Source organism: Paludisphaera mucosa (assembly GCF_029589435.1).
In the GTDB taxonomy this organism is placed as follows: domain Bacteria; phylum Planctomycetota; class Planctomycetia; order Isosphaerales; family Isosphaeraceae; genus Paludisphaera; species Paludisphaera mucosa.
In genome coordinates this window covers 2,126,785-2,149,400 of sequence record NZ_JARRAG010000001.1, presented here as the reverse complement: position 1 = coordinate 2,149,400, position 22,616 = coordinate 2,126,785, and the positions used below count along the sequence as shown (strand labels likewise).

The window sequence follows — 22,616 nt, the reverse complement described above, 5'->3', positions numbered from 1 at the left end:
ATCCTCAGTATCGGCGCACCTGGCGTTTGACGATGAGTCGAAACATCCGGCAAGACCCGATCCCGGGCTGCGACCGGCGCACACGGATCTTTTCTCACCACCAGCATCGGCCGGGGGACGCGCCCGCGATCAGGGAAAGGGGCGATGCAAGCCGAATTATCGTCATTTCCGGCGGGGGGCGGGGCAAGAGCGGGGAGATTGGGGCGAGAAACGGCCAGAGGCCGCGGCGAGGGGGAATCCTCGCCGCGGCCTCTGGCGGATGCGTCGGAGTGGATCGGCGGGGCCGTCGACTTACTCGACGACGCCCTTGGGGCCGGTCTGCGCCTGCTGGGGCACGTGGGCCCGGCGACGGACGTCGAGCTCGATCGAGCCGAAGGTCCCCTCGTGGCGCTGGATCGTCATGCTCAGGGCGGTCAGGAGCCGCTTGGCGGTGTAGAAGTTCATGACCAGCCGCTGGTTGGCCTTCACGTCCTGCCGGCCCTGGGCGAACGGCTGCGGGTTCAGGCCGAAGTCGAGGATGACTTCCTCGGGCGTGGCCGTGACGCGGCAGAAGTTCGAGTACGACGGCACCGTGCCGGAATCGTCGACGACGACCTCGGTGGTGACTTGCTGGGCGTGCGGCGTGGGGGTTTCGGGCTCGCTCATTACCAGATCCATCCTATTTTCGGTCGTAGGCCGCCGTGCGGCGTTCCAGGGCCGTGCCCAGGAGAAGAGAGCACACGGCGATCTCTCGGTCCCTGGTCCACGATATCAGGTGCAGACTATCGCGAAACGGAAATTCCGATCAAGCCGATTTTTGCGCGTGCGACGATTCCACCAGGCGGTCCAGCTCGAGGAGCGTCCGCCCCGAGGCGCCATGCTGGGCCAGCACGAACCGCCTGCCGGCCTCGCCTCGCGCCGCGGCGACCTCGGGATCGTCGAGGTCCTCGCGGAGCCTCACCGCCAGGTCGCCGGCCCCGGCCACCCGCCGCGCGGCGTTGCGGGCCAGGAGCTGGGCGACGGTCTCGCGGAAGTTGGCCGTGTGGGGCCCGAACATCACCGACGCCCCGTAGGCGGCCGGCTCCATCATGTTCTGGCCGCCCCGGCCGGGGAGCAGGCTGCCGCCGACGAACGCCACGTCGGCCAGGCCCCAGACCGCCCCCAGCTCGCCCAGGCTGTCGATCAGGATGATCGGCGTCGGCTTGCCGCCGGCGGCCGTCGGCCCGCCGCTGCGGCGGACGACCGCCTCGCCCTCGGCCTCGAGCCAGCGGGCGACGGCCTCGAACCGCTCGGCGTGGCGGGGGACCAGGACCAGCCGGAGCCGAGGATGGTCCCGACGCGCCGCCCGATAAGCGGCCAGCGCCGCGGCCTCTTCCCCCTCCATCGTGCTGCCGGCGACGAACACGAGGTCCGCGGGCGAGAGCCCCAGCTCGGCCCGCAGCTCGCGGGTCCGGGCGTTGTTGCGGTCGCTCTCCAGGCCGTCGAACTTCACCGACCCGGTGACGCTCACCCGATCGATCGGCACGCCCAGGTCGACGAAGCGGCGGGCGTAGTCCTCGTCCTGAGCGGCGACGGCGTCGATCCGGTGCAGCGTGGGGCCGAGCGGTCCCTTCAGCCGGCGGTAGCCGCGATGGCTCCGCTCGCTGAGCCGGGCGTTGATGATCGCCACCTTGGCGCCCGACTTCTTGGCCGATCGGATCAGGTTCGGCCAGACTTCCAGCTCGACGAGGGCCAGCACGGAGGGCCGGATCCGCCCCAGGGCGCGACGGGTCGCCCAGCTGAAGTCGAAGGGGGCGTAGAAGGTGATCAGCTCCGGGAAGGTCCGTCGGGCGACCGCGAGGCCCGTGGGGGTGGTCGTCGAGATCACGACCTCCCAGTTCGGCCGCCGCCGGGCCATCTCGCGGACCAGGGGGCGGAGGAGCAAGACCTCGCCGACGCTGACCGCGTGGAACCAGAGGCAGGGCCCCTCGCCGATCCGGTTGGGGGCGTCCCCCGAGAACTTCTCCCAGAGGCCGTCGCGATACTTGCCCGACCGCACCATCCGATACACGAGGAACGGCGACAGCAGGATCAGCGTCGCGACGTAGATCACATTCAAAACCAGCGGCATCCCGGGGAATCCTTTCCCGATAGAGGGCGAGTGGTCCTCTCGACGAGACGCGAGACCCTTCAGCAATCGCCGTGCCCGCCGCCGTCCGCCCGTCCCGAGGTCCCGGCCGCGGCCCGCGGCCTCGGGCGATCCCCGCGGTCGGCGATCGCGGCGACGCGGGCCGATTCGGCGCCGGCCGGATCTCCGCAAGGGCTTCGGCCTAAACGGTTAGGACGCCCGCCCGGGGGTCGCGAGCGAGAAGCCGGGGGCCGACCGACCCGGCCTTCCGGCATCCGTGCCGGGGACCTGGGCGATCGACGTCGTCTCCGACCGCGATTCAGAATATGTCGGTCGAGGACTGCTGCCGCATGTGGCAGGCTTTGAACTTTTTTCCGGATCCGCAAGGGCAGGGGTCGTTCCGGCCCACCTTTTTTCCAAGGTTGCGGACGGGCTCCTTCTTCTTATCGGACGTCGAAAGGTCGGCGTTGATCGCGGCGTCCTGCACCTGGCGGACGCCGTTTCCGGTGTCGGGCACGGCCGAGAGCGAGGTCGAGGCCGACGCGGAGTCGGCGTCCTGGTGGATGGCCTGGGCCCGGTCGAGCTTCCAGCGCGAGCCGAGATACGAGAGGAACTCGGGGTCGAACTGCTCGACGCGGAAGATCAGGTCGGTGACCCGGTCGCCGATGCCGTTCCACATCTCGCCGAAGATCCGCATGCCCTCGCGCTTGAACTCGACCTTGGGGTCGATCTGGGCGTAGCCCTGCAGGCCGATCGAGCTGCGGAGGTGGTCCATCGCGCGGAGGTGTTCCATCCAGCTCGCGTCGAGGATCTGCAGGAGCAGGACCTTCTCCATCTCCCGCATCTCGGGCCGGACCTTGGCGTCGAGGGCCGAGGCCAGGGCCCCGCGGATCTCCTCGGGCGTCATCGCGGCCAGCTCCTCGGCCGAGGTCTCGTGGCCGAGGCCCTTTTTCGCCCATTCGACCAGGCCGGCGAGCGCGGCCTTGTCGGGCGCCGGGGCCGGCTTGTCGCGCCCGGTGGCGCGGGGGAGGACGGCGTCGAGGCGGGCGTTCAGCTCGTCGGCGAGCCGGGCCCCGTCGTACTTCTTGCGGGCGATGTCGATCAAGAAGGCTTCCATCTCGGGCCGGAGCATGGTCTGCAGCTCGGCCGGGTCGACGACCGAGTGGAACCGCTCGGAGGCCCAGGCGGCGAGGCCTTCGCGGTCGTACCGGGGCGTCTGGCTGTGGGCCTGCGAGCGGTCGCCCAGGAATCGCGTCGCCGCGATCCGGACCGGCAGCTCGGCCTCCTTGGCGACGTACAGCTCGCGGGCCTGCTCGCGGAGCCGGCGGGCGATCTGGGCCCGGTCGAGGCCCTTCCAGGCGGCGGGGTCGGCGGCGATGCCGAACTTGTGGTGCGCCCAGCCGGCCAGCGTGCGGCGCCCCCAGTCGCCGGCGAGGAATTCCTGCGCGGGCGAGAGGTCGAGCTTCTCGATCGACGCCTTGGCCCGGCCGTGGATGAACTCTTCGAGGGCCGGGCGGTCCAGCTCGACCTCGTCGCCGTTGCGCCGCTCGAACTTCCGCAGCTCCTTCTCTTTGAGGTCGAGGGAGTAGCGGTTGTTCGCCCAGTTGACGAGCGCGCCCCAGGTCCAGTCGGAGGGCTCGGCGTCGGCGGGGATGTTCTCCTCCATCGCCTCGCGGATCGCCTCGTAGAGCTGGCGTTCGCCGCGGTGGTGGACGATGTCGCCGGCGTCCTGGAACTCGACGTTGCGGAAGTCGCGGGCGGTCATCTCGACGCCCAGCCGCTGCGAGACCCATTCGGCGAAGCTGGCCTGGCCGTAGTCGTCGGCGAGGAAGCGGTCGACGGCGGCCTGGATCTGATCGTCGATCATATCCAGCATCCGCTCTTTCGGCGAGGCGCCTTCGAGCAGGCCCTGGCGGAACGAGTAGACGCGTTTGCGCTGCTCGTCCATGACCTCGTCGTATTCGAGGAGGTTCTTGCGGATGTCGAAGTTGCGCTCCTCGACCTTCTTCTGGGCGCCCTCGATGCGGCGGCTGACCATCCGGCTCTCGATGGCCTCGCCCTCCTGCATGCCCAGGCGGGTGAGCACGGCCGAGACCCATTCGCCGGCGAACTTCCGCATCAGGTCGTCGTCGAGGGCCAGGAAGAACCGCGACGAGCCGGGGTCGCCCTGGCGTCCCGAGCGGCCGCGGAGCTGGTTGTCGATCCGCCGGCTCTCGTGGCGTTCGGTGCCGATGATGTGCAGGCCGCCCAGGCCGGCGACCTCGCGGCCCTCGGCCTTCATCTCGGGCTCGTACTTGGCGACGGCCTCGTGCCAGGCCTCGGGGCTGACGTCGAGGCGGGTCTCGTAGAGCGGCCGGCCGTCCTCGTTGGTGGCGCGCTTGAGGTCGAACCAGGCCATGAACTCGGGGTTGCCGCCCAGGATGATGTCGGTGCCGCGGCCGGCCATGTTGGTGGCGATCGTGACCGCCCCCTTCCGCCCGGCCTGGGCGACGATCTCGGCCTCGCGCTCGTGGTGCTTGGCGTTGAGGACCTGGTGGGGGATGCCGTATCGGGTCAGGAACTCCGACAGCTCCTCCGACTTCTCGATCGAGACGGTGCCCACGAGGATCGGCCGGCCGGTCGCGTGGACTTCCTTGATCTCGTCGACGAGCGCCTGATTCTTCTCGCGCTCGTAGCGGAAGATGACGTCGGCGTGGTTGACGCGGCTGAGCCCGCGGTTGGTCGGGATGGCGACGACGTCGAGGCCGTAGACCTTGTAGAACTCGTTGGCCTCGGTCATGGCCGTGCCGGTCATGCCCGAGAGCTTCTTGTAGAGCTTGAAGAAGTTCTGGAGCGTGATCGTCGCGAGGGTCTGGTTCTCCTCCTTGATCTTCACCCGCTCCTTGGCCTCGACGGCCTGGTGCAGGCCGTCGGACCACTGGCGGCCGACCATGAGGCGGCCGGTGAACTCGTCGACGATGACGACCTCGCCGTTGGGCTGGACCACGTAGTCGCGGTCGCGACGATACAGGTGGTGCGCCTTCAGCGAGTTGTCGATCAGGTGGGGCCACTCCATGTTGCCCGGCGTGTAGAAGCTCTCCAGGCCGGCGATCTTCTCGGCCTCGCGGATGCCGGCGTCGTTCAGGTGGCAGGTGCGCTCCTTCTCCTTGACCTCGAAGTGGAGGTCGCGCTTCAGGAGGCGGGCGATCCGGTCGGCCTCGGCGTACTTGCGGACGTCGTCGAACGCCGGCCCCGAGATGATCAGGGGGGTCCGGGCCTCGTCGATGAGGATGCTGTCGACCTCGTCGATGACGGCGTAGTGCAGCTCGCCCTGGCACTGCAGCTCCGCGGTCGGCTTCATGTTGTCGCGGAGATAGTCGAAGCCGAACTCGTTGTTGGTGCCGTAGGTGATGTCGCAGCCGTAGACTTCCTGGCGCTCGGCCGAGTCCATCTCCGACTGGATCGCGCCCACGGTCATGCCCAGCCCCTGGTACAGGGGGCTCATCCATTCGGCGTCGCGGCGGGCGAGGTAGTCGTTCACGGTGACGACGTGGACGCCCTTGCCGTCGAGCGCGTTCAGATAGGCGGCGAGGGTGGCGACCAGGGTCTTGCCCTCGCCGGTGACCATCTCGGCGATGTTGCCGCCGTGGAGCACCATGCCGCCCATGAGCTGGACGTCGAAGTGCCGCATGTTGAGGAACCGGCGGCCCGCCTCGCGGCAGACGGCGAACGCCTCGGGCAGCAGGTCCTCGAGCGATTCGCCGGCCTCGCGGCGGGCCCGGAAATCCTCGGTCCGGGCCTTCAGCTCGTCGTCCGACAGCGTCTGGACCGAGGGCTCGAGCTCGTTGATCCGGGCCACGATCGGGCGCATCTGCCGGATGCGACGCTCGTTCGAGCTGCCGAAGATCCGTACGAGACCCTCCGAGACCCCCTCGGACAGGGCCGACAGGGCGTCGGTCGTCTTATCCCAAATCTCGGTCAGCACTTCCATTGCCGCGTGGTCCCCGTGCGAATGATGCGATGCAGCAAGTCATTGCAATACGGCATCTTACAACGGACATCAGGATTACGTCAACCGCGCCCGGCGCGTCGCTGGACGCCGGCCCCGCGGCTTTCATGGTCCCCTCATGGGACGCCCGGCCGCCCATTCCTCGCCCCGGGCGGCGTCCGGCAGCCGGATCGGCCCGGCCGATGGGGCGGTCGAAGCCTATTCTACGTCGAGCGTATCGCGGCGGATCGCCTGATTCCGGGAGAAGCCCGAGGCCGGGGTTTGGGCGACGGAACGCGAAAGCCCCGGCGCGTCCGCATGTCGGACGCGCCGGGGACTCGAAAGCCGGTGATGGGCCTGGCGACGGTCGTTTCAGCGGGCCGTGCGACGGCCGCGGCGGCTGGAGACGAGGATTCCCACCGCGCCGATGCCGGCCAGGACCAGCGTGGAGGGCTCGGGGACCGCGGACGTCGAGAAGGTCCCGCTGGTCCGGTAGTCGAACCCGAGCTGCGAGTCGAACCCGGTGCCCGGCGTCGAGACGAGTTCCCGGTTGGAGAAGTTCAGCTCGTAGCTGAACGAGTGCCCGGCCTGCAGGACGCCGGCCCCGAGCGTGACTCCGGTCGTCGTGGCGGGGAGGAATCCCGCGTCGTAAACCGACTGGCCCAGCGTGAGGTCGAAGATCGTGAAGAAGATGAACGACTCGCTGGCGCTCCCCCCGGTGTCGAACGAGCTGAAGGCGACCTGGATGGCCTGCCCGGCGTTCACACCCTGGAGATCGGAGTAGGTCGTGCCGGCCAGGTAGGGCGTCGACTGGGGATAATCGTCGGCCCCGGGCGTCAGGCTCGTCGCATCCGGCCCGGACCCGGAGGTCGCCAGGTAGTCGTAGGTCGCGGCGATCGGGAAGGCCGCGTCCATGTCCGACTTGCTGGCGAACAGGCTGGACCCGTAGCTGTAGACCGAGGGATTCGAGACGTCGGCCGTGAGGTCGACCGTGCCGCCGGGGCCGGTCATGCCCACGGTGTTGTAGAAGTTCGGGGCGCTGGCGAAGAGCCTCGTCGAGAAGGCGTAGCCGAGGTCGGTCACGGCGGGGCCGTCGCCGGTCTGCGTGGAAAAGCGCGAGCGGAATTGATCGACGAATTCGATGCCGGCGTGGGCGACGCCCGGCGCCAGCGAGACCGCAGCCGCCAACGACAAAGCGGAAACGCGGGCGAATGACGCGGTGAGGATGGATCGCATGGACGGACTCCGGCAGGCAAGACTTCCGTGGGGCGGGCCGACAGGAGCGCCGCGGGACGCATCGTAACGCCTTGAAGCATCAATGCAAAAAAAACGTGTGAATGATAGGACGAAATTCCTAGGTTGATGCATTTTCTAAACGCTCCGGCCGCCGCATCGGCCCCTGGCGAGGTTTCCCGGGCGGATCAGATCGACCGATCGGTTTCATCCTGGCCATCCGAGTCGGTTCCGCTCGGTCGGCGGCCGAGATTGGGCTGGAGCTTTCCATGTCCTATCTTTTCGATGAGGACGTGGTGGATGATCAGGGCGGCGGGGACGCATGACTTCGCCGCAGCTCGGGTGACGGCGCCTCGCGACGCGGCGGGCGCGTCGGCCGTCGGAGGATCGACGCATGATCCGCGCGAAGTTTCGAGAGGGCGCCCGCGGCCTCCACGGCGCCATGGGTTCCCGGACGCGAGGCTCGCCGACCGCCGATCTCACGCTGCGCGAGCTTGCCGCGATCGAGAATCCGCATTCCGACTTCGACAGGCCGATCGAGGACCGTCTGGCGTCGTTCGAGAGCCGGGACGATCCGGAGTTCCACCTCCGGGACCACGTCAAACTCCCGCAGTTGAGCGAGGACCTGGCCGCGCTCGCCGGCGAACGCGAGGAAGTCGAGCGGTCGCCCGGATGCGGGCGGCCTCCGCTCGGCGGCCGGATCATCGCCGCACACGTCTGCGACGTCCTGCCCGGGGACGAGGCCCGGGGCTGTTCGTTCTTCCATGGCTACGGGGCCGAAGTCAGGCCCACGTGGTCGTCCTTCCCGGCGGCCCCGGCCCGGCCCTGTCACCGCTGCGGCGATTCCGACCTCGTGGTCCATCCCGCCCGTCGGACGTTCGCGGCCCTGGATCGGTGGCTCTCCCATGCTGCATGAATCGCGATCCGATGGGAAATCCCCGGCCGGCGCCGCGGTCGACCTGACGAACTGCTCCCGCGAGCCGATCCACATCCCCGAGAAGATCCAGCCCCACGGCCTGTTGCTGGTCGTCGACGAGGCGAGCTTCCGGGTCCGCCGCGCCAGCGCGAATTCGGCGTTCCTGGTGGGCGTCCCGGCCGAGGAACTGGTCGATCGACCGCTGGAATCGCTCCTCGGCGAGGATCAGGGCGCCCACCTGCGGATGATCCTGCGGGGGGACGACCTCATCCGAGCCAACCCGTTGAAGCTGACGCTGCCTGGTCGAGAGGGGGGCCGCGCGTTCAACGTGCTGGTGCACGGGAGCGACGGCGAGCTGGTGGTCGAGGCCGAGCCGATCGAGCCGGGGGAGGTGGGGGACTTCCACACCTTCTACCAGGAGGTCCGGCTGGCGACCGCCCGGCTGCAGGCGACCGAGAGCGAGGAGACGCTCTGCCAGGCGGCGGCCGACGAGGTGCGCCGGATCATCGGCTACGACCGCGTCATGGTCTATCGCTTCGACGCGGTATGGAACGGCGAGGTGATCGCCGAGTCGCGGGACGCCCGGATCGCGTCGTCCTACCTGGGGCTCCACTTCCCGGCGTCGGACATCCCCGAGCAGGCGCGACGGCTCTACACGACGAACCGGCTACGCTGCATCCCGGACGTCGGCTACGCCCCCGCGGGCCTGGTCGACGGCGAGGGCGAGGCCCGCGGCCGCCCGCTTGACATGAGCCAGTGCGTGCTGCGGAGCGTCTCGCCGGTGCACCTGGAGTACCTCCGGAATATGGGCGTCGCGGCCACCATGAGCGTGTCCCTCCTGAAGAACGGGGCGCTCTGGGGCCTGATCGCCTGCCATCACTACACCCCCAGGCGCGTCTGCCCCGAGCGGCGGCTCACCTGCTCGTTCCTCGCCGAGATCATCGAGACCCAGCTCAACATGCGTGAAGACGGCGCCGAGCGCGCCTACCGCGTGCAGACCTCGGCCATCCAGATCCGCTTCCTCAACGCCCTGTCGCGCGCGTCCTCCCTCAAGGGCCTGGCGGCGGATCCGACGAGCCTCCTGGACTTCGTCGACGCCCAGGGCGCCGCAGTCGTCGAGGGGATGAAATGCACCCTCGTCGGCCGGACCCCCGACGAGACGGAGATCCCCGGCCTGATCAAGATGATGACCGGCTCGCTCGACCGGGGGTCCTTCGCCTCGGAATCGCTCGCGGCCGCCTATCCACCGGCCGTCGCCTTCAAGGACGAGGCCAGCGGCATGCTCGGCGTGGAGATCTCGCGCGACCGGGGCGACTATCTCCTCTGGTTCCGCCCCGAGGTCGTCCGCGTGATGAACTGGGCCGGCGATCCCGACAAGCCGATGAGCCGCGTGAACGGCGAGGCCCGCCTGCACCCCCGAAAATCGTTCGACCTCTGGCGGAAGGCCGTCACCCTGCATTCGAAACGCTGGAAGTCGTCCGAGACGGCGGCGGCCGTCGAGCTCAAGGAGACCATCCAGCACCTGTTGACGGGCGAGGACGAACTCCGGGCCCGTGCGCGGCGGAAGGATGCGATCACCGAGCTGGGGAACCGGGCGCTGGCCTCGACCGACACCGAGAGCCTGTTCGCCGAGGCCGTCGCGCTCATCGCGCAGACCCTCGACGTCGAGATCTGCCGCCTCTTCCAGGCGGTCCCCGGCCGCGAGGCGCTGGTGATCCGCGCCGAGGTCGCGCCGCCCGACATCGCCGAGGCCGCCCCGGCTTCGGCGACGATCGACGACCCCCTGGCCGCTTTCGCCGTCTCTGCGGACCGCCCGGTCGTGGCCGCCGACCTGCGCGACGAGGACCGGTTCGAGGGCTGCCGGCTGCACGCGCGGCTGGGCGTCGTGAGCGGGATCGCCGTCCCGGTGAAGGATTCCGACGCGACCTACGGCGTCCTGGTCGCCTACGCCCATCGCGCGGGCCGGTTCGACGCGGAGGACGAGCACTTCCTCCAGCTCATCGCCAACGTCCTCATGGCGGCCGTCCGCCGGAAGCGGATCGAGGAGAAGCTCGACCACCAGTCGCGGCACGACGCCCTCACCGGCCTGCCCAACCGCCTGCTGTTCATGGAGCGGCTGGAGCAGGCGATCCTGAACGTGACGTCGCCCCCCGCGCTCCTGCTGATCGACCTCGACCGCTTCAAGGAGGTGAACGACACGCTGGGCCACCATTTCGGCGACCTTTTGCTCCAGCAGGTCGCCGCGCGGTTCCGAGAGCTCCTGCGGGCGACCGACACGCTGGCCCGCCTGGGCGGCGACGAATTCGTGATGCTGCTGCCCCGCACGTGCGAGCGCGACGCCGTCGCCATCGCCCGACGGCTTTTGTACGAATTGGAGGCTCCGTTCCAGATCGACGAGCGGAACTGCGACGTCGGCGGCAGCATCGGCGTCGCCCTGGCCCCGCGTCACGGCGACGACCCCGAGACGCTCCTGCGCCGCGCGGACGTCGCCATGTACGCCGCGAAGCGTTCCGGCGGGGGCTTCGCGGTCTACTCGGCCGATCCGGACGACGACAGCCCGCGGCGGCTGGCCCTGATGAGCGATCTCCGGGAGGCGATCGAGACCGGCGGGCTGGTCCTGCACTACCAGCCCAAGATGAACCTCGCGACCCGTCGGATCGAAGGGGTCGAGGCCCTGGCGCGTTGGCCGCATCCCCGACTGGGCATGATCCCTCCCTCCAGCTTCATCCCGCTGGCGGAGCACGGCGACCTGACCGGCCGCCTGGAGCACTGGGCGTTCGGCCAGGCGATCGACCGGCACCGTCGCTGGCGCGATCAGGGGGTCGCCCTGGGCGTCGCCGTGAACGTCGCCCCCCGGTTCCTGCACCGCGACACGCCCTACCAGGCGCTCGCCGGCCGACTCGTGAAGGCCGACCTGCCGGCCTCGTGGCTCACCCTGGAGATCACCGAGAGCGCCCTGATGCAAGACCCGGCGGGCGCCGCCCGCGCCCTGACCCGCCTGCGATCCGACTTCGGCCTGAGGGTCTCGGTCGACGACTTCGGGATCGGCTGCTCGTCCCTGGCCTGTCTCCGCCGACTCCCCGTGGACGAGCTGAAGATCGACCGGGCGTTCGTCCAGGAGATGATCACCTCCAACGCCGACGCCGCGATCGTCAAGGCGATCATCACCATGGGCCACGAACTCGGGCTGCGGGTCGTCGCCGAGGGGATCGAGGACGGCGACACGCTCGAACGGCTCGCCGCGATGCGCTGCGACCAGGCGCAGGGCTACTACATCGGCCGTCCCATGCCCGAGGAAGACTTCGCGGTCGACGTCCCGCCCGCCTCGTCGGCGTCTCCAAACCAGGGGCGTCCGGAGCCGCGGAGGATTCCCTCCGTCGATCGCAAGCGACCGGTCGGCCGGGCGTGACAAGTTCTTTGGGCCCTTCGCAAGGATCGACTGGCGAAGGCCTCCGATGTTCGCTCGTGGCCGACGGCGGCGAGGTCCGCCGCCGATTCGAATGCGATACGATAGGAACCGCACCATCGACCAGGGGATTGGACGCGTCCGATGCAGGGCCGAAGGGGAAGGCGAAGATGAACCGGACGGCTCGGGGCCTGCTTCGCATCCTCGGCATCGGCCGGCCCGCGCCCAGGACGCGGCTCGGGCGCGTGCTGCGTCGATTCGAGCGGCCGTTCGTGGCGTTGACGCTGGCGTATGCGGCCCTCCACGCCTTCCCGCAGGTGCTCTTCGCCCACAGCATCCGCGAGCGCGGGATCACGCTCTATTCGAGCCGACCGATCCCGCCGGCGGCCGCCGAACGGCTCGGGAAGGCCCGCGACCTGATCGACCGCTGCGAGCTGGCCGCGCCCGGCCGGACCGAGCGGATCTTCCTGTGCAACTCGCCCTGGCTCTATCGCTTCTTCGCGCCGCTGTCCGGCGGCGCCTTCGCCGTGTCGGCGCCCTTGACCGACAACGTCTTCGTCGCCGCGGCCGACCTCGACGCGGACGTGGCCTGCAGCCTCGCCGCCGAGTACCGTACGCGGGCCTTCACCGGCCTCGTCGCCCACGAGGCGACGCACGGCCTCATCCGCCGACGCCTGGGCCTCTGGCGCGCGTCCCGGCTGCCCCTTTGGCTGGTCGAGGGCTACTGCGACTACGTCGCCGGCGGCGGCAGCTTCCCGGAAGCGGAAGGCCGCAGGCTGGACGTCGCCGGCGAGACCCACCCCTCGCCCGCGTTCCGATATTTCCAGTACCGAATGCGCGTGACGAGGCTCCTCGAACAGGAGCATCGGACCTTCGACGACCTGGCGCGAATCGGCGGTTCCGTCGACCGACGATGACGCGAGGGGGCTGAGCCGGCGGCCTCGGGTTCACTCCCCCCAAGCCGCCCGGAAATTGAACCGGTCGTCGGGCGCGGCGTCGCCGTCGAGGGTCAACGCCGAGGCGTCGCCGCCGACGGGGATCGCGTCGAGCCACTTGAAGTCGAACGCGACCCGTTTCGAGCCGTCGCCGGGCGGACCGAGGCGCAGGGCGGCGCGGGGGACGGCCAGCTCCAGTTCTTCGCCGTCGAAGGCGATCGCGGCGGCGGCGTCCATCGGCTCGCGCGAGCCGTCGGGCTTGAGGCGCTCGATCGTCGCTATGCCGTCGGCCGGCTTCTCGCGGTTCACGACGACGTCGTAGCCCAGCCAGCCGGTCTTCGCGTCGGCGTCCACGTCCAGGCAGAGCGTCATCCAGCGGTCGGACGGGGCCGTGAGGGGCCGGCGGGTCCTGATGTAGAACGAGACGAACTCGTCGCCGGGGGCGACCTTGGCGACCGCCAGGTCGTTGCGGCCGGTCTCGTTGACGAAGTCGGGCTCGCCCTTCCAGCCGGCGTGCCGGCGACGTGCGGGGTCGCCGAGGGTGTCGCGGAACTCGGGGCCGGCGGCCTTCCAGTCGGCGAACGAGCCGTCGACGCGCACCTTCGCCCGCGCGACGTCGGCCGGCTTGCGCACGCCCTTGTAGCGGCGGATCTCGGAGACGAGCTGATAGTAATACGCGTCGCCGAAGCCCCCCTTCACGGGCTCGATGTCGCGGCTGTACTCGGCCGAGTAGGTGTCGACGAAGAACGTGCCGCCGGGCTTGATGCGGACGCCCCCCATCGACGTGGTCCCCTTGGGGTCGACGAACCGCTGCGCGACCCATTCGTTCCAGCCGGTGATGAAGACGAACGGCGGGTCGACCTCGCGGGCCCGCTTCCACTGCTCGGCGAAGTAGAGCCCGCGCTCGGAGTGACGTTCGGCCGGCGGGGGCTGCGCGCCGTCGTGGAAGCTGCGGCCGATGTTCCCGGTCGGATGCTGCGCGACCGCGACGCTGATCTGCTCGGGCCTGTCGGGCGAATCGTGCCAGCCCGGCGTCTGGGGCGAGTTGTCGAGCCACGGCCACTTGTCGCGGCCGTCGCCGAACCAGGCGTGCCCCTTCGTCCAGGCCCAGGAGTGGCGGATCGTGAAGAAGCTTCTGACTTCGTCGCTCAGCCCGTCGGGCGGGGTGAGGATCAGGGGCTTGCCGTTCCAGAGGAACCAATGCTCGCGGGCCCGGCCCGGCTTGTAGAACGTCTGGTAGAGATGCTCGATCGTCTTCGCGCTCGCCGAGTTCGCCAGGAAGGCGATCCGGGGCGTCCGCCCGCCCGAGGCGCGGACGTCGTCCATGACCTTCAGAATGGCCTCGCGGACGGGGTCGTAGGTCAGGGCGTTGGTGACGTCGAAGAACAATACGTCGACGCCGGCGTTGGTGAGCAGGGCGATGTGCTTGCGGATCACGTACGGGTCGTCGTCCCGATAATGCCCAAACAGCGGCTCCGCCCAGTGGTGGAACGCGCCCTGGGGGCCGAATTTCGGATCTTCCGGGTCCGCCGCCAGCAGCTTCGAAAGGTCGTAGACCGGGTTCTGGCCCTCGCTCCAGAGGAAGTAGAAGATCCCCGTCGTCCGGTTCTCGCGGGCGGGGCCGACCTCGTCGAAGCCCGGGACCTTGCGGCCGAGCCCGTCGGTCGCCGTCCAGGTGTCGGCCATGACGTCCCAGGCGAGGTCGTCGCCGAGGGCGTTCGCGCCCGCGGCGGACGTCGCCGCGATCAGGGCCAGGATCGTCGCGCTGACCTTCATGAGAGGCGTCCTCGTGGTGCGGCGGGCGGGGCGGGGGGGGCGGATCGGGGCGGGAACGTCGCGTTTCGTCCGGCCAACCCTCTCGGGCCGGCGGACTTGATGCATGGTCAGGTTGGAAGGCTCCGTCGTTCGACGGTGCCTCGGCATTGTCGCCGCGGCGGTCGGGGCGATCAAGACGGGGGCGGACGCGGAAAAATGCATGTCGAATACGACGAATGAAGCCGACTTGCGGGAGGGGCCGAAATCGAGTCGGCCGCTGCCCGCAGCAGGCGAAGCGTGTTTGAGGGTCGATTTGGGCCCTGGCTTCGTTCGGGTTCGGTTTCGAGAGCGAAGCCGATTGCGCGCTGGACTTGGGGGGGGGCGGCCGACTCGGCTGAAGTGAACGGTTCGGGAAGCGCCGGTCCGTGCGAAGCGCGACGACCCTCATCCGGCCGTTCCGGCCACCTTCTCCCGGGGGAGGGAGGAGAAACAACTTACCAGCGTTCGGCGGGCTTCCTCAGAGGCCTTTCAGGCCGCGGACGGACCGGCCGATCTGGTAGTGGCAGAGGGCGATGGCGCAGGCGTCGGCGACGTCGTGGGGCTCGGGGAGTTCGGCCAGGCGCAGCTCCACCTGGATGGCGCGCTGCATCTGCTCCTTGGGGGCCCGGCCGCTGCCGGTGAGGGTCTTCTTCACGCGGGCGGCGGCGTAGCCGAAGACGGGGATCCCCTTCGACGCGGCGGCCAGCACGATCACGCCGCGGGCGTGGCCCATCAGGATCGCGGTGCGGGGGAACTTGGCGTGGCTGTGGACCTTCTCGAGCGCCAGGGCGCCCGGGGGATAGGCCGCCAGCAGCTCCAGGACGTTGCGGTAGAGATGGTCAAGCCGCTGGCCGAGGGCCCGATCCGACGAGCCCGGCCGGATCACGCCGGCCTCGACGACGATCGGCCCGCGGGGGCCGGGGTCGACCACCGCGTAGCCCGTGACGTTCAGTCCCGGGTCGATGCCGACGACCCGTCCCCAGACCGGCGGGGGGCCGCCGTCGCCGACCTTCGCCACGCCGTCGCCGGCTTCGGATTCGCACGATTGGGACGTCATGAGGCCGACTCCTTCGTCCGGTGCCGGGGCGGCCTCATGCCGCCCCCCGTGCTCTCAGCGCTTCGATTCCACGCGCCATCGCGTCCCCTCGGGCCCGTCTTCGAGCACGACGCCGAGGCCGGTGAGGCGGTTGCGGATCTCGTCGGCCAGGGCGTAGTGCTTCTCCTTGCGGAGGCGGGCCCGAAGCTCGATCAGGAGGCTCATCAGGTCGCCGGTCAGGGCGTCGCCGCCGGCCTTGACCTTCTCGGGGAGCTTGCCGAAGAGGCCCAGAAGGTTGCTCAGCTCCTTCAGGACCACCATCCCCGCGCGGTAGTCGGCCAGGTCCTGCGGGGACGAGCCCGCGGTGAGACCGGCGGCCGTCCGGTTGAGGACGCGGACGATCTCGAACAGCTCGCCCACCGCGCCGCCCGTGTTGAAGTCGTCGTCCATCGCGTCCAGGAAGCCCTGGCGCAGCTCGGCGACCTCCTTGAGGGCGGGATTCGCGGACGGCTCCGCCTCGTGGCGGCGGGAGGGGGCTTCGAGGGTGTCGAAGCCCTGGCCCGTCAGCTCTTCCAGGCGTTCGAAGGCGTGGTGGAACGTCTGCAGGCTGCGGGCGATCTCGGTCAGGCGGTTCGGGCCGTAGTCGATCGGCCGGCGGTAGTGGCTGGAGAGCAGGAGCAGGCGGATGACGTCGGGGTCGTACTCCCGAAGCAGGTCGCTCATGAGAACGATCGTGTCGGGGTCGGACTTGGAGATCTTGCGGCCTTCGCGCGTGAGCAGGCCGTTGTGCATCCAGTACGACGCGAAGGGGACGCCCGTGAACGACTCGGACTGGACCAGCTCGTTCTCGTGATGCGGGAAGACCAGGTCGAGGCCGCCGCCGTGGATGTCGAAGTGCTCGCCCAGGAGCTTCAGGCTCATCGCCGAGCACTCGATGTGCCACCCCGGCCGGCCCGGCCCCCAGGGGCTCTCCCACGAGGGCTCGCCGGGCTTGGACGCCTTCCAGAGCGCGAAGTCGCCGGGGTTCCGCTTGAGCGCGGTGGGCTCGATGCGGGCGCCGGCTTGCAACTCCTCGGGGTCGCGGTGGCTGAGCTTGCCGTACGAGGAGGCCCTGGCGACGTCGAAGTAGACGTCGCCGCCCGAGGCGTAGGCGAACCCTTTGTCGATCAGGCCCGCGTTGATGGCGATGATGTCGCCGATGTGCTCGGTCGCCCGCGGCATGTGGTCGATGCCGGTCACGTTGAGGGCGGCGAGACACGCGAGGTAGTCGGCCGTGACCTGCTCGGCGAGGGCCTTGACCGTGGTGCCGTCCTTCAGGGCCTGGACGATCAACTTGTCGTCGACGTCGGTGATGTTGACGACCCAGGAGACCTCGTAGCCCAGGTAGGCCAGGTAGCGCTTGACGGTGTCGAAGATCACCGGGCCGACCATGTGGCCGATGTGGCTGTTGGAATAGACCGTGGGCCCGCAGACGTACATGCCGACCTTGCCCGGCGTGACGGTCTGGAACGGCTCCTTGGTCCGGCTCAGGGTGTTGTAGACTCGAAGCGCCATGGGATGAGCATTCTCTTGCGGGAAGGTTGGGGAGGTCGAGTGTCGAGGTCGACCGGGCCGTCAACGACCGGGCGGGATCGGCTCGATCAGGACGACGGCGTGACAACAGACGGCCTCGGCGCGGCCGACCGGGCCGACGTGCTCGCCGGTCTTGGCCTTCACGTTGACGGCCGTCTCCGGGAGCCCGAGGAGCCGGGCCAGGTTGTCGCGGATGGTCGCCTTGTGGGGGCCGAGCTTGGGGGCCTGGGCGTGGACGATGACGTCGCAGTTGACCGGCCGCCAGCCCCGGGCCGCGACGAGCGTGACGACCTCGGCCAGGAGCCGGGTGCTGTCCAGGTCGCGCCATTCGGGGTCGGTGTCGGGGTAGTGCTCGCCGATGTCGCCGAGCGCCGCGGCGCCCAGCAGGGCGTCGGCCACGGCGTGGCAGACGACGTCGGCGTCGGAGTGCCCCGCCAGCCCGAGCGGGTGCTCGATCCGCAGGCCGCCCAGGATCAGCGGCCGCCCCTCGACCAGGCGATGCGTGTCGTGACCGATTCCTACGCGCACGGGTCCGCTTCCCACCCCCACTCGTCCGACCCGACGACGTCGCCCGACCCCGGGCCGCCCCGAACTCGGGGCCTGACCATGGGTGGTTCGCCAGGCGCACGCGATGGTAACCGGTCCGCCCGCGCCTGACCATCCCAACGACTTTTCCCGGCGGCCGTTCCCATTTTGCCGACGGCCTCGGGAATTTTGGGAAGAAAGGGTTCAAGTCCTGTACTTTTGACTAGACCGAGGATGGGACTTGAGCAAACCTCGATAAAAATTCTAAGTCTTTCCTGGAAATAGTTTGCGATCTGAACTGAGAGTCCGGTCGTGGACGTCGGCACCCGCCGTGCTTATGGTTACTTCCGTCGGCGACCAGGGCTGTGGGTCCAGGACACAAAGCCAGTAAGGCTTCGTAAGGACCCGGCAAAGGACGCACCCAACCGAACGCAAGACGCTACAGCCAACGAGCACGGAGGAATGTCATGCTGGTACTCAGCCGCAAGATCAACGAGAAGATCGTCATCGATGGCGGGATCGTCGTGACCGTGGTCAAGATCGAGGGTGGACAGGTCCGCCTCGGCATCGAGGCCCCGAGCGACGTCAAGGTCTACCGCGAAGAGCTGCTCGTCCGCAAGGCCGCCGCCAGCCACGCCGAAGAGGCCGCCCTCGCCGGGGTCTGAGGTCGACCTCTCTCGCCGAGAAGAGAACTCGACGTCCGCGAACGACCAAGCAACCCGGCGTCCCGCGCCGAGGGATTGGGGCCTTCGCGGAGGAGCTTCGAGGAGGAGCAGGGTCTCCGGCCCGTCCTCGGATCGACGACCCGCAACCCTTCGGATACATTGGGGAATTCGCGGCGAAGGGCCGGATCCAAAGCTAGCCAAAGGCCGAGGCCTTCGATATACTTTGGGTTTCCCGCCGGTTCGTGCGAATCGCGACGCTCGAGGTGGAGCGCCGGGCCTGGCCCGGCGACCGCTCCCGACTCGGCCTGAGGGCCGCGTCGGTAACCGGGTCGCGATCGCTCGCAGGGCGGGCGTCTGACGGATTCCTCGGGGCCGCCGGTTCGGAGGGCGATACCGGTCCGATCCAGTTCGAAGGGAAAGAGGGAAAATCAACGTGGTGAAGTTACGGGTTCGCGCGGGAGAGTCGATCCAGGAAGCGGTCCGACGGTTCCGGAAGCTCTGCGAGCGCAGCGGCCTCCGCAAAGAGATGCGTCGCAAGGCGTATTACGAGAAGCCCAGCGAGCGGCGCCGTCGCGAGGAACTGAAGCGACTCCGCAAGGCCCGCCAGCACCAGAGCTCCCGGGTCTGATCCCAGCGATCTCGACTCGACGGCAGCCCTCCCTTCACGTCACAGCCGGGCGTTCCCGCCGCATCCCCCGCGGCGATCCTCGACGCCCCGCACCCCGAATCAAGACGCCCGGCGACGCCGAGGGGACGAATCCCCCTTCGCGGTCGCCGGACGCCGTTTCGAAGACTCGGCTCAGACGTGGACCTCGGTCGTCGTCGCGACCCGGCCGGCGTAGCGGCGACGGATGGGCTCGATCTCGGCCTCCAGGAACTCGTCGACCTGGGCGGAAGATCGGCCGGTGAACTGCGCCGGGTCGAGGACCCCCTCGAAGTCCAGCTTCGGGAAGGTCGGGTCGTCGCGCAGACGATCGATCAGGTCGTTCGAGCCGCCGCCGGCCTTGAGGCTCGCCGCGGCCGCCAGCGAATGCACCCGAATCTGCTCGTGGAGCGCCTGGCGGTCGCCCCCCGCCTGCACGGCGGCCATGAGCAGGTTCTCGGTCGCCATGAACGGCAGGTGCTCGGCGATGTTCCTCGCCGTCACCGGCGGGTGGACGACCAGCCCCGGGACGACGTTGTTGTACAGCGTGAGCACGGCGTCGATCCCCAGGAAGGCCTGGGGCAGGATCAGCCGACGGATGGCGCTGTCGTCGAGGGTCCGCTCCAGCCACTGGGTCGCGGCCGTGTCGGCGATGCCCGGGACCTGGCTCATGACGTACCGGGCGAGCGAGCACATCCGCTCCGCTCGCATGGGGTTGCGCTTGTACGCCATCGCCGACGAGCCGATCTGTTCGGCCTCGAACGGCTCCTCGACTTCCCGTTCGTGCGCCAGCAGACGCAGGTCCATGCCGAACCGGTGGGCCGACTCGGCGATCGACGCCAGCGTGGCCACGGTCAGCGAGTCGACCTTCCGGGAATACGTCTGGCCCGAGACAGCATACGTCTTGTCGAAATCGAAGGCCGCAGCCACCCGCGAGTCCAGCTCGCGGACCTTGGCGTGGTCGCCGTCGAAGAGGGCGAGGAAGCTGGCCTGGGTGCCGGTCGTCCCCTTGACGCCCAGGAACCTCAGGTCGGCCAGCCGGCGCTCGACCTCGCCGAGGTCCAGGACGAGCTCATAGCACCAGAGGGTCGCCCGCTTGCCGACCGTCACGAGCTGGGCCGGCTGGAAGTGGGTGTAGCCGAGACAGGGGAGGTCCTTCCACTTCGCGGCGAAGTCGGCCAGGGCCTCGATCGCGCCGACGAGCTGGTCGCGGACCAGGGTCAGGGCCTCGCGGGTCAGGATCAGGTCGGTGTTGTCGGTGACGTAGCAGCTCGTCGCCCCCAGGTGGATGATCGCCCGCGCGGCGGGCGCGGCGTCGCCGAAGGCGTGGACATGCGCCATCACGTCGTGGCGGAACCGTCGCTCGTAGGCCTCGGCGGCGGGGAAGTCGATCGCCTCGACGGCGGCCCGCATGGCCTCGATCTGGTCCTCGGCGATGTTCAGGCCCATGGCGCGCTCGGCCTCGGCGAGGGCGACCCAGAGCCGCCGCCAGGTCGAGAATTTGACCTGCGGCGACCAGAGGCGGGCCATTCTGCGACTGGCGTAACGTTCGATCAGCGGGTTGTCGTAAGTCTGATAGTCTTTCATGCGTCGATCGGTGGCGAGGGGGGAAGGGGGGGCGGAAGTCGTCAGATGCCGGCCAGGGCGTGCGCCCGGCCCACGCGGGCGATGGCCCGGTAGAAGGCGGCCGTCCGCATCGAGATCTTCTTGCGGCGGGCGAGGTCGTGGATGTCGTGGAAGGCGTCCACGAGCTTCTTTTCTTCCTCGCGTTGGATCTGCTCAAGGGGCCACTTGAAGTTCTGGAGGTTCTGCACCCACTCGAAGTAGCTGACGATCACGCCGCCGGCGTTGGCGAGGATGTCGGGGACGACGGGGATGCCGCGGGCGTTGAAGACCTCGTCGGCCTCGGGCCAGGTGGGGCTGTTGGCGGCCTCGACGATCAGCCTCGCCCGCACCGCCTCGGCCGTCGACTTGTCGAAGACGCCGCCGAGCGCCGCGGGGATCAGGACGTCGACGTCCATTCGAAGCAGCTCCTCGTTGGTCGTCGGCCGGGCGCCCTCGAAGCCGACGACCTTGCGGGTCGCGGCGACGTGGCGGTCGAGGGCGGCGACGTCGATCCCCTCGGGGTTGAAGAGGGCCCCGTAGGCGTCGGAGACGGCGACGACCTTCGCCCCCTCCTTCGCCAGGTAGCGCGCCGTGAAACCGCCGACGTTGCCGAAGCCCTGGATCGCGACCGTCGAGCCGCCGATCGTCCGGCCCAGCTCGGACAGCATCTCGCGGGCGACGATCGCCACGCCGTAGCCGGTGGCGGCCTCGCGCCCGGCCGAGCCGTGCAGCTCGACGGGCTTGCCGGTCACGACGGCCGGGTTGAAGCCCGCGTACTTGCCGTACTCGTTCATGATCCAGGCCATCACCTGGGCGTCGGTCCCCATGTCGGGGGCGGGGATGTCCTTCACCGGGCCGATGACGTCGTGGATCTTCTCGGTGAACCGCCGCGTCAGCCGCTCGATCTCGCCGCGGGAGATCTTCGTCGGGTCGCAGTTGATCCCCCCCTTGGCGCCGCCGAAGGGGATGTCGACCAGCGCCGTCTTCCAGGTCATCAGGCTGGCGAGCGACCGCGCCTCGTCCTCGTCCACCAGGGGATGGTAGCGCAGGCCCCCCTTGAACGGGCCCCGGGCGTTGTCGTGCTGGACGCGATAGCCGATGAAGTTGCCGATCCGGCCGGAGTCCATCTCGATGACGACCTCGACGCGGACCTCGCGGTCGGGCGTGATCAGCAGCGTCCGGATGTTGTCGGACAGGTCGAGGAGCTTGGCGGCCTGGTCGAAATAATGGCTGGTGGCCTCGAACGCTTGCATCGCGACGCCGATCTCGGGATAACGGAGCGGAGAGGTCAAGCACGGACGGACGGGGGCGACGACCCGGTCCGATCGTAACGGACCGCCCCCCCACCCGCAACGGCAATGGGGGCCCGGGCCCATCCCCGCCGAGCCCGCGCCGCCCGCCGCGATCGATCGGCGAACCATCCCGAGAGGCGCCCGCGCGATGACCCCCTGGAAGCTCGCCGAGATCACGTATGGACAGGTCAAGGTCGGCCCGCTCCCCCAGGTCGCCGTCCTCCCGCTGGGGGCCACCGAGCCCCACAACCTGCACCTGCCCTACGGCACCGACACCTTCCAGGTCGAGGTCGTCGCCGCCCGCGCCTGCGAGCGCGCCGCCGCCCGGGGCGCCCGGATCCTCCAACTGCCCGCGATCCCCTACGGGACCGAGACCAACCAGATGGAATTCCCGCTGGCGATGAACCTCAACCCGTCGACCCTCGCCCGGGTGATCGGCGACCTGGTCGCGTCGCTCGCCAAGCACGGCGTGCACAAGCTCCTGCTCCTCAACGGCCACGGCGGCAACGACCTGAAATGGGTGCTCCGCGAGCTGCACGGATCGACGCCCGTGCACTTGTTCCTGTGCAGCTGGTTCCGCGTCGGCCTCGACCGCTCGCCCGGAATCTTCGCCGAGAAGGACGACCACGCCGGCGAGATGGAGACCAGCATGGGCCTGGCCTTCTTCCCGGACCTGGTGAAGCTCGACGAGGCCGACGAGGGATCCGTGCGGACGACCCGGTTCGACGCCGTCGCGAAGGGATGGGTCGAGATCACCCGCCCCTGGCACCTGCTCACCACGAACTCGGGCTCCGGCGACCCCCGCGCCGCCAGTGCGGCGAAGGGCGAGGCCTACACGGAACTCGTCGCCGACCGCCTCGGCGCGTTCCTGGCCGAGCTGTCCGATTCGCCCCTCGACGCCGACTTCCCGTTCCAGAAGGGGTCCTGATCGGCCGCGACCG

Annotated in this window: 16 protein-coding genes; 6 read left to right on the top strand and 10 right to left on the bottom strand. The window is 69.5% G+C overall.

What is annotated here, in order from left to right; all coding sequences use genetic code 11:
- Positions 1-291: 291 nt before the first annotated feature.
- The 4 genes from PZE19_RS08575 to PZE19_RS08560 all read right to left on the bottom strand — a co-directional run bounded on the left by PZE19_RS08575 (position 292) and on the right by PZE19_RS08560 (position 7,289).
- Positions 292-645 (bottom strand): DUF3467 domain-containing protein, encoded by a 354-nt coding sequence (locus PZE19_RS08575; protein ID WP_277860170.1) that lies wholly within the window; start codon positions 643-645, stop codon positions 292-294.
- 139 nt (positions 646-784) lie between these two features.
- The gene (locus PZE19_RS08570; protein WP_277860169.1) at positions 785-2,089 is read right to left on the bottom strand and encodes a 3-deoxy-D-manno-octulosonic acid transferase; all 1,305 of its coding nucleotides are present in this window, start codon (positions 2,087-2,089) and stop codon (positions 785-787) included.
- A 316-nt stretch (positions 2,090-2,405) separates the two neighbouring features.
- The gene (gene secA / locus PZE19_RS08565) at positions 2,406-6,056 is read right to left on the bottom strand and encodes a preprotein translocase subunit SecA (protein WP_277860168.1); all 3,651 of its coding nucleotides are present in this window, start codon (positions 6,054-6,056) and stop codon (positions 2,406-2,408) included.
- 369 nt (positions 6,057-6,425) lie between these two features.
- Positions 6,426-7,289, bottom strand: coding sequence for a PEP-CTERM sorting domain-containing protein (locus PZE19_RS08560; protein WP_277860167.1), 864 nt, complete (start codon positions 7,287-7,289; stop codon positions 6,426-6,428).
- Positions 7,290-7,680: 391 nt separating this feature from the next.
- On the opposite strand from PZE19_RS08560, the gene PZE19_RS08555 reads away from it, so the two are divergent.
- From PZE19_RS08555 to PZE19_RS08545, 3 genes are all read left to right on the top strand, one after another.
- The gene (locus tag PZE19_RS08555; protein ID WP_277860166.1) at positions 7,681-8,202 is read left to right on the top strand and encodes a heme oxygenase-like domain-containing protein; all 522 of its coding nucleotides are present in this window, start codon (positions 7,681-7,683) and stop codon (positions 8,200-8,202) included.
- Positions 8,192-11,611, top strand: coding sequence for a bifunctional diguanylate cyclase/phosphodiesterase (locus tag PZE19_RS08550; protein ID WP_277860165.1), 3,420 nt, complete (start codon positions 8,192-8,194; stop codon positions 11,609-11,611). Before PZE19_RS08555 ends, PZE19_RS08550 begins: the two co-directional genes overlap by 11 nt.
- A 167-nt stretch (positions 11,612-11,778) precedes the next feature.
- Positions 11,779-12,525, top strand: coding sequence for a hypothetical protein (locus tag PZE19_RS08545; protein ID WP_277860164.1), 747 nt, complete (start codon positions 11,779-11,781; stop codon positions 12,523-12,525).
- 30 nt (positions 12,526-12,555) lie between these two features.
- Here PZE19_RS08545 and PZE19_RS08540 read toward each other — a convergent pair whose 3' ends face one another.
- From PZE19_RS08540 to ispF, 4 genes are all read right to left on the bottom strand, one after another.
- A complete protein-coding gene (locus PZE19_RS08540; RefSeq protein WP_277860163.1) occupies positions 12,556-14,319 on the bottom strand; it encodes a hypothetical protein in 1,764 nt (587 codons plus the stop codon).
- A 496-nt stretch (positions 14,320-14,815) separates the two neighbouring features.
- Positions 14,816-15,394 carry a crossover junction endodeoxyribonuclease RuvC gene (ruvC, locus tag PZE19_RS08535; protein WP_277860162.1) on the bottom strand — a complete coding sequence of 193 codons (579 nt, stop codon included), beginning with the start codon at positions 15,392-15,394 and terminating at the stop codon, positions 14,816-14,818.
- 54 nt (positions 15,395-15,448) lie between these two features.
- Complete coding sequence (gene cysS, locus PZE19_RS08530) at positions 15,449-16,927, bottom strand: cysteine--tRNA ligase (RefSeq protein ID WP_277860161.1); 1,479 nt, start codon at positions 16,925-16,927, stop codon at positions 15,449-15,451.
- Between the two features lie 60 nt (positions 16,928-16,987).
- On the bottom strand, positions 16,988-17,473 hold the full coding sequence (ispF, locus tag PZE19_RS08525) for a 2-C-methyl-D-erythritol 2,4-cyclodiphosphate synthase (protein WP_277860160.1): 486 nt from the start codon (positions 17,471-17,473) through the stop codon (positions 16,988-16,990).
- A gap of 464 nt (positions 17,474-17,937) precedes the next feature.
- On the opposite strand from ispF, the gene csrA reads away from it, so the two are divergent.
- Positions 17,938-18,135 carry a carbon storage regulator CsrA gene (gene csrA, locus PZE19_RS08520; protein ID WP_277860159.1) on the top strand — a complete coding sequence of 66 codons (198 nt, stop codon included), beginning with the start codon at positions 17,938-17,940 and terminating at the stop codon, positions 18,133-18,135.
- Between the two features lie 433 nt (positions 18,136-18,568).
- Positions 18,569-18,763, top strand: a complete 195-nt coding sequence (rpsU, locus tag PZE19_RS08515; protein WP_197490704.1) for a 30S ribosomal protein S21 — start codon at positions 18,569-18,571, stop codon at positions 18,761-18,763.
- A gap of 171 nt (positions 18,764-18,934) precedes the next feature.
- Here rpsU and purB read toward each other — a convergent pair whose 3' ends face one another.
- Both purB and PZE19_RS08505 read right to left on the bottom strand, forming a co-directional pair.
- Positions 18,935-20,365, bottom strand: coding sequence for an adenylosuccinate lyase (gene purB, locus PZE19_RS08510; RefSeq protein ID WP_277860158.1), 1,431 nt, complete (start codon positions 20,363-20,365; stop codon positions 18,935-18,937).
- Positions 20,366-20,406: 41 nt separating this feature from the next.
- Entirely contained in the window at positions 20,407-21,636 is a 1,230-nt protein-coding gene (locus PZE19_RS08505) for a Glu/Leu/Phe/Val family dehydrogenase (RefSeq protein ID WP_277860157.1), read from the bottom strand.
- A gap of 187 nt (positions 21,637-21,823) precedes the next feature.
- Between PZE19_RS08505 and PZE19_RS08500 the strand changes: the two genes are divergently transcribed.
- Entirely contained in the window at positions 21,824-22,603 is a 780-nt protein-coding gene (locus PZE19_RS08500; RefSeq protein ID WP_277860156.1) for a creatininase family protein, read from the top strand.
- Positions 22,604-22,616: the final 13 nt, after the last annotated feature.

Coding starts and splice junctions, on each gene's coding strand:
- PZE19_RS08550 (WP_277860165.1), top strand. CDS start 8,192: ATGCTGCATGAATCGCGATCCGATGGGAAATCCCCGGCCGGCGCCGCG.
- PZE19_RS08545 (WP_277860164.1), top strand. CDS start 11,779: ATGAACCGGACGGCTCGGGGCCTGCTTCGCATCCTCGGCATCGGCCGG.
- PZE19_RS08570 (WP_277860169.1), bottom strand. CDS start 2,089: ATGCCGCTGGTTTTGAATGTGATCTACGTCGCGACGCTGATCCTGCTG.
- csrA (WP_277860159.1), top strand. CDS start 17,938: ATGCTGGTACTCAGCCGCAAGATCAACGAGAAGATCGTCATCGATGGC.
- purB (WP_277860158.1), bottom strand. CDS start 20,365: ATGAAAGACTATCAGACTTACGACAACCCGCTGATCGAACGTTACGCC.
- PZE19_RS08555 (WP_277860166.1), top strand. CDS start 7,681: ATGATCCGCGCGAAGTTTCGAGAGGGCGCCCGCGGCCTCCACGGCGCC.
- cysS (WP_277860161.1), bottom strand. CDS start 16,927: ATGGCGCTTCGAGTCTACAACACCCTGAGCCGGACCAAGGAGCCGTTC.
- PZE19_RS08540 (WP_277860163.1), bottom strand. CDS start 14,319: ATGAAGGTCAGCGCGACGATCCTGGCCCTGATCGCGGCGACGTCCGCC.
- PZE19_RS08575 (WP_277860170.1), bottom strand. CDS start 645: ATGAGCGAGCCCGAAACCCCCACGCCGCACGCCCAGCAAGTCACCACC.
- PZE19_RS08560 (WP_277860167.1), bottom strand. CDS start 7,289: ATGCGATCCATCCTCACCGCGTCATTCGCCCGCGTTTCCGCTTTGTCG.
- PZE19_RS08505 (WP_277860157.1), bottom strand. CDS start 21,636: ATGCAAGCGTTCGAGGCCACCAGCCATTATTTCGACCAGGCCGCCAAG.
- ruvC (WP_277860162.1), bottom strand. CDS start 15,394: ATGACGTCCCAATCGTGCGAATCCGAAGCCGGCGACGGCGTGGCGAAG.
- secA (WP_277860168.1), bottom strand. CDS start 6,056: ATGGAAGTGCTGACCGAGATTTGGGATAAGACGACCGACGCCCTGTCG.
- PZE19_RS08500 (WP_277860156.1), top strand. CDS start 21,824: ATGACCCCCTGGAAGCTCGCCGAGATCACGTATGGACAGGTCAAGGTC.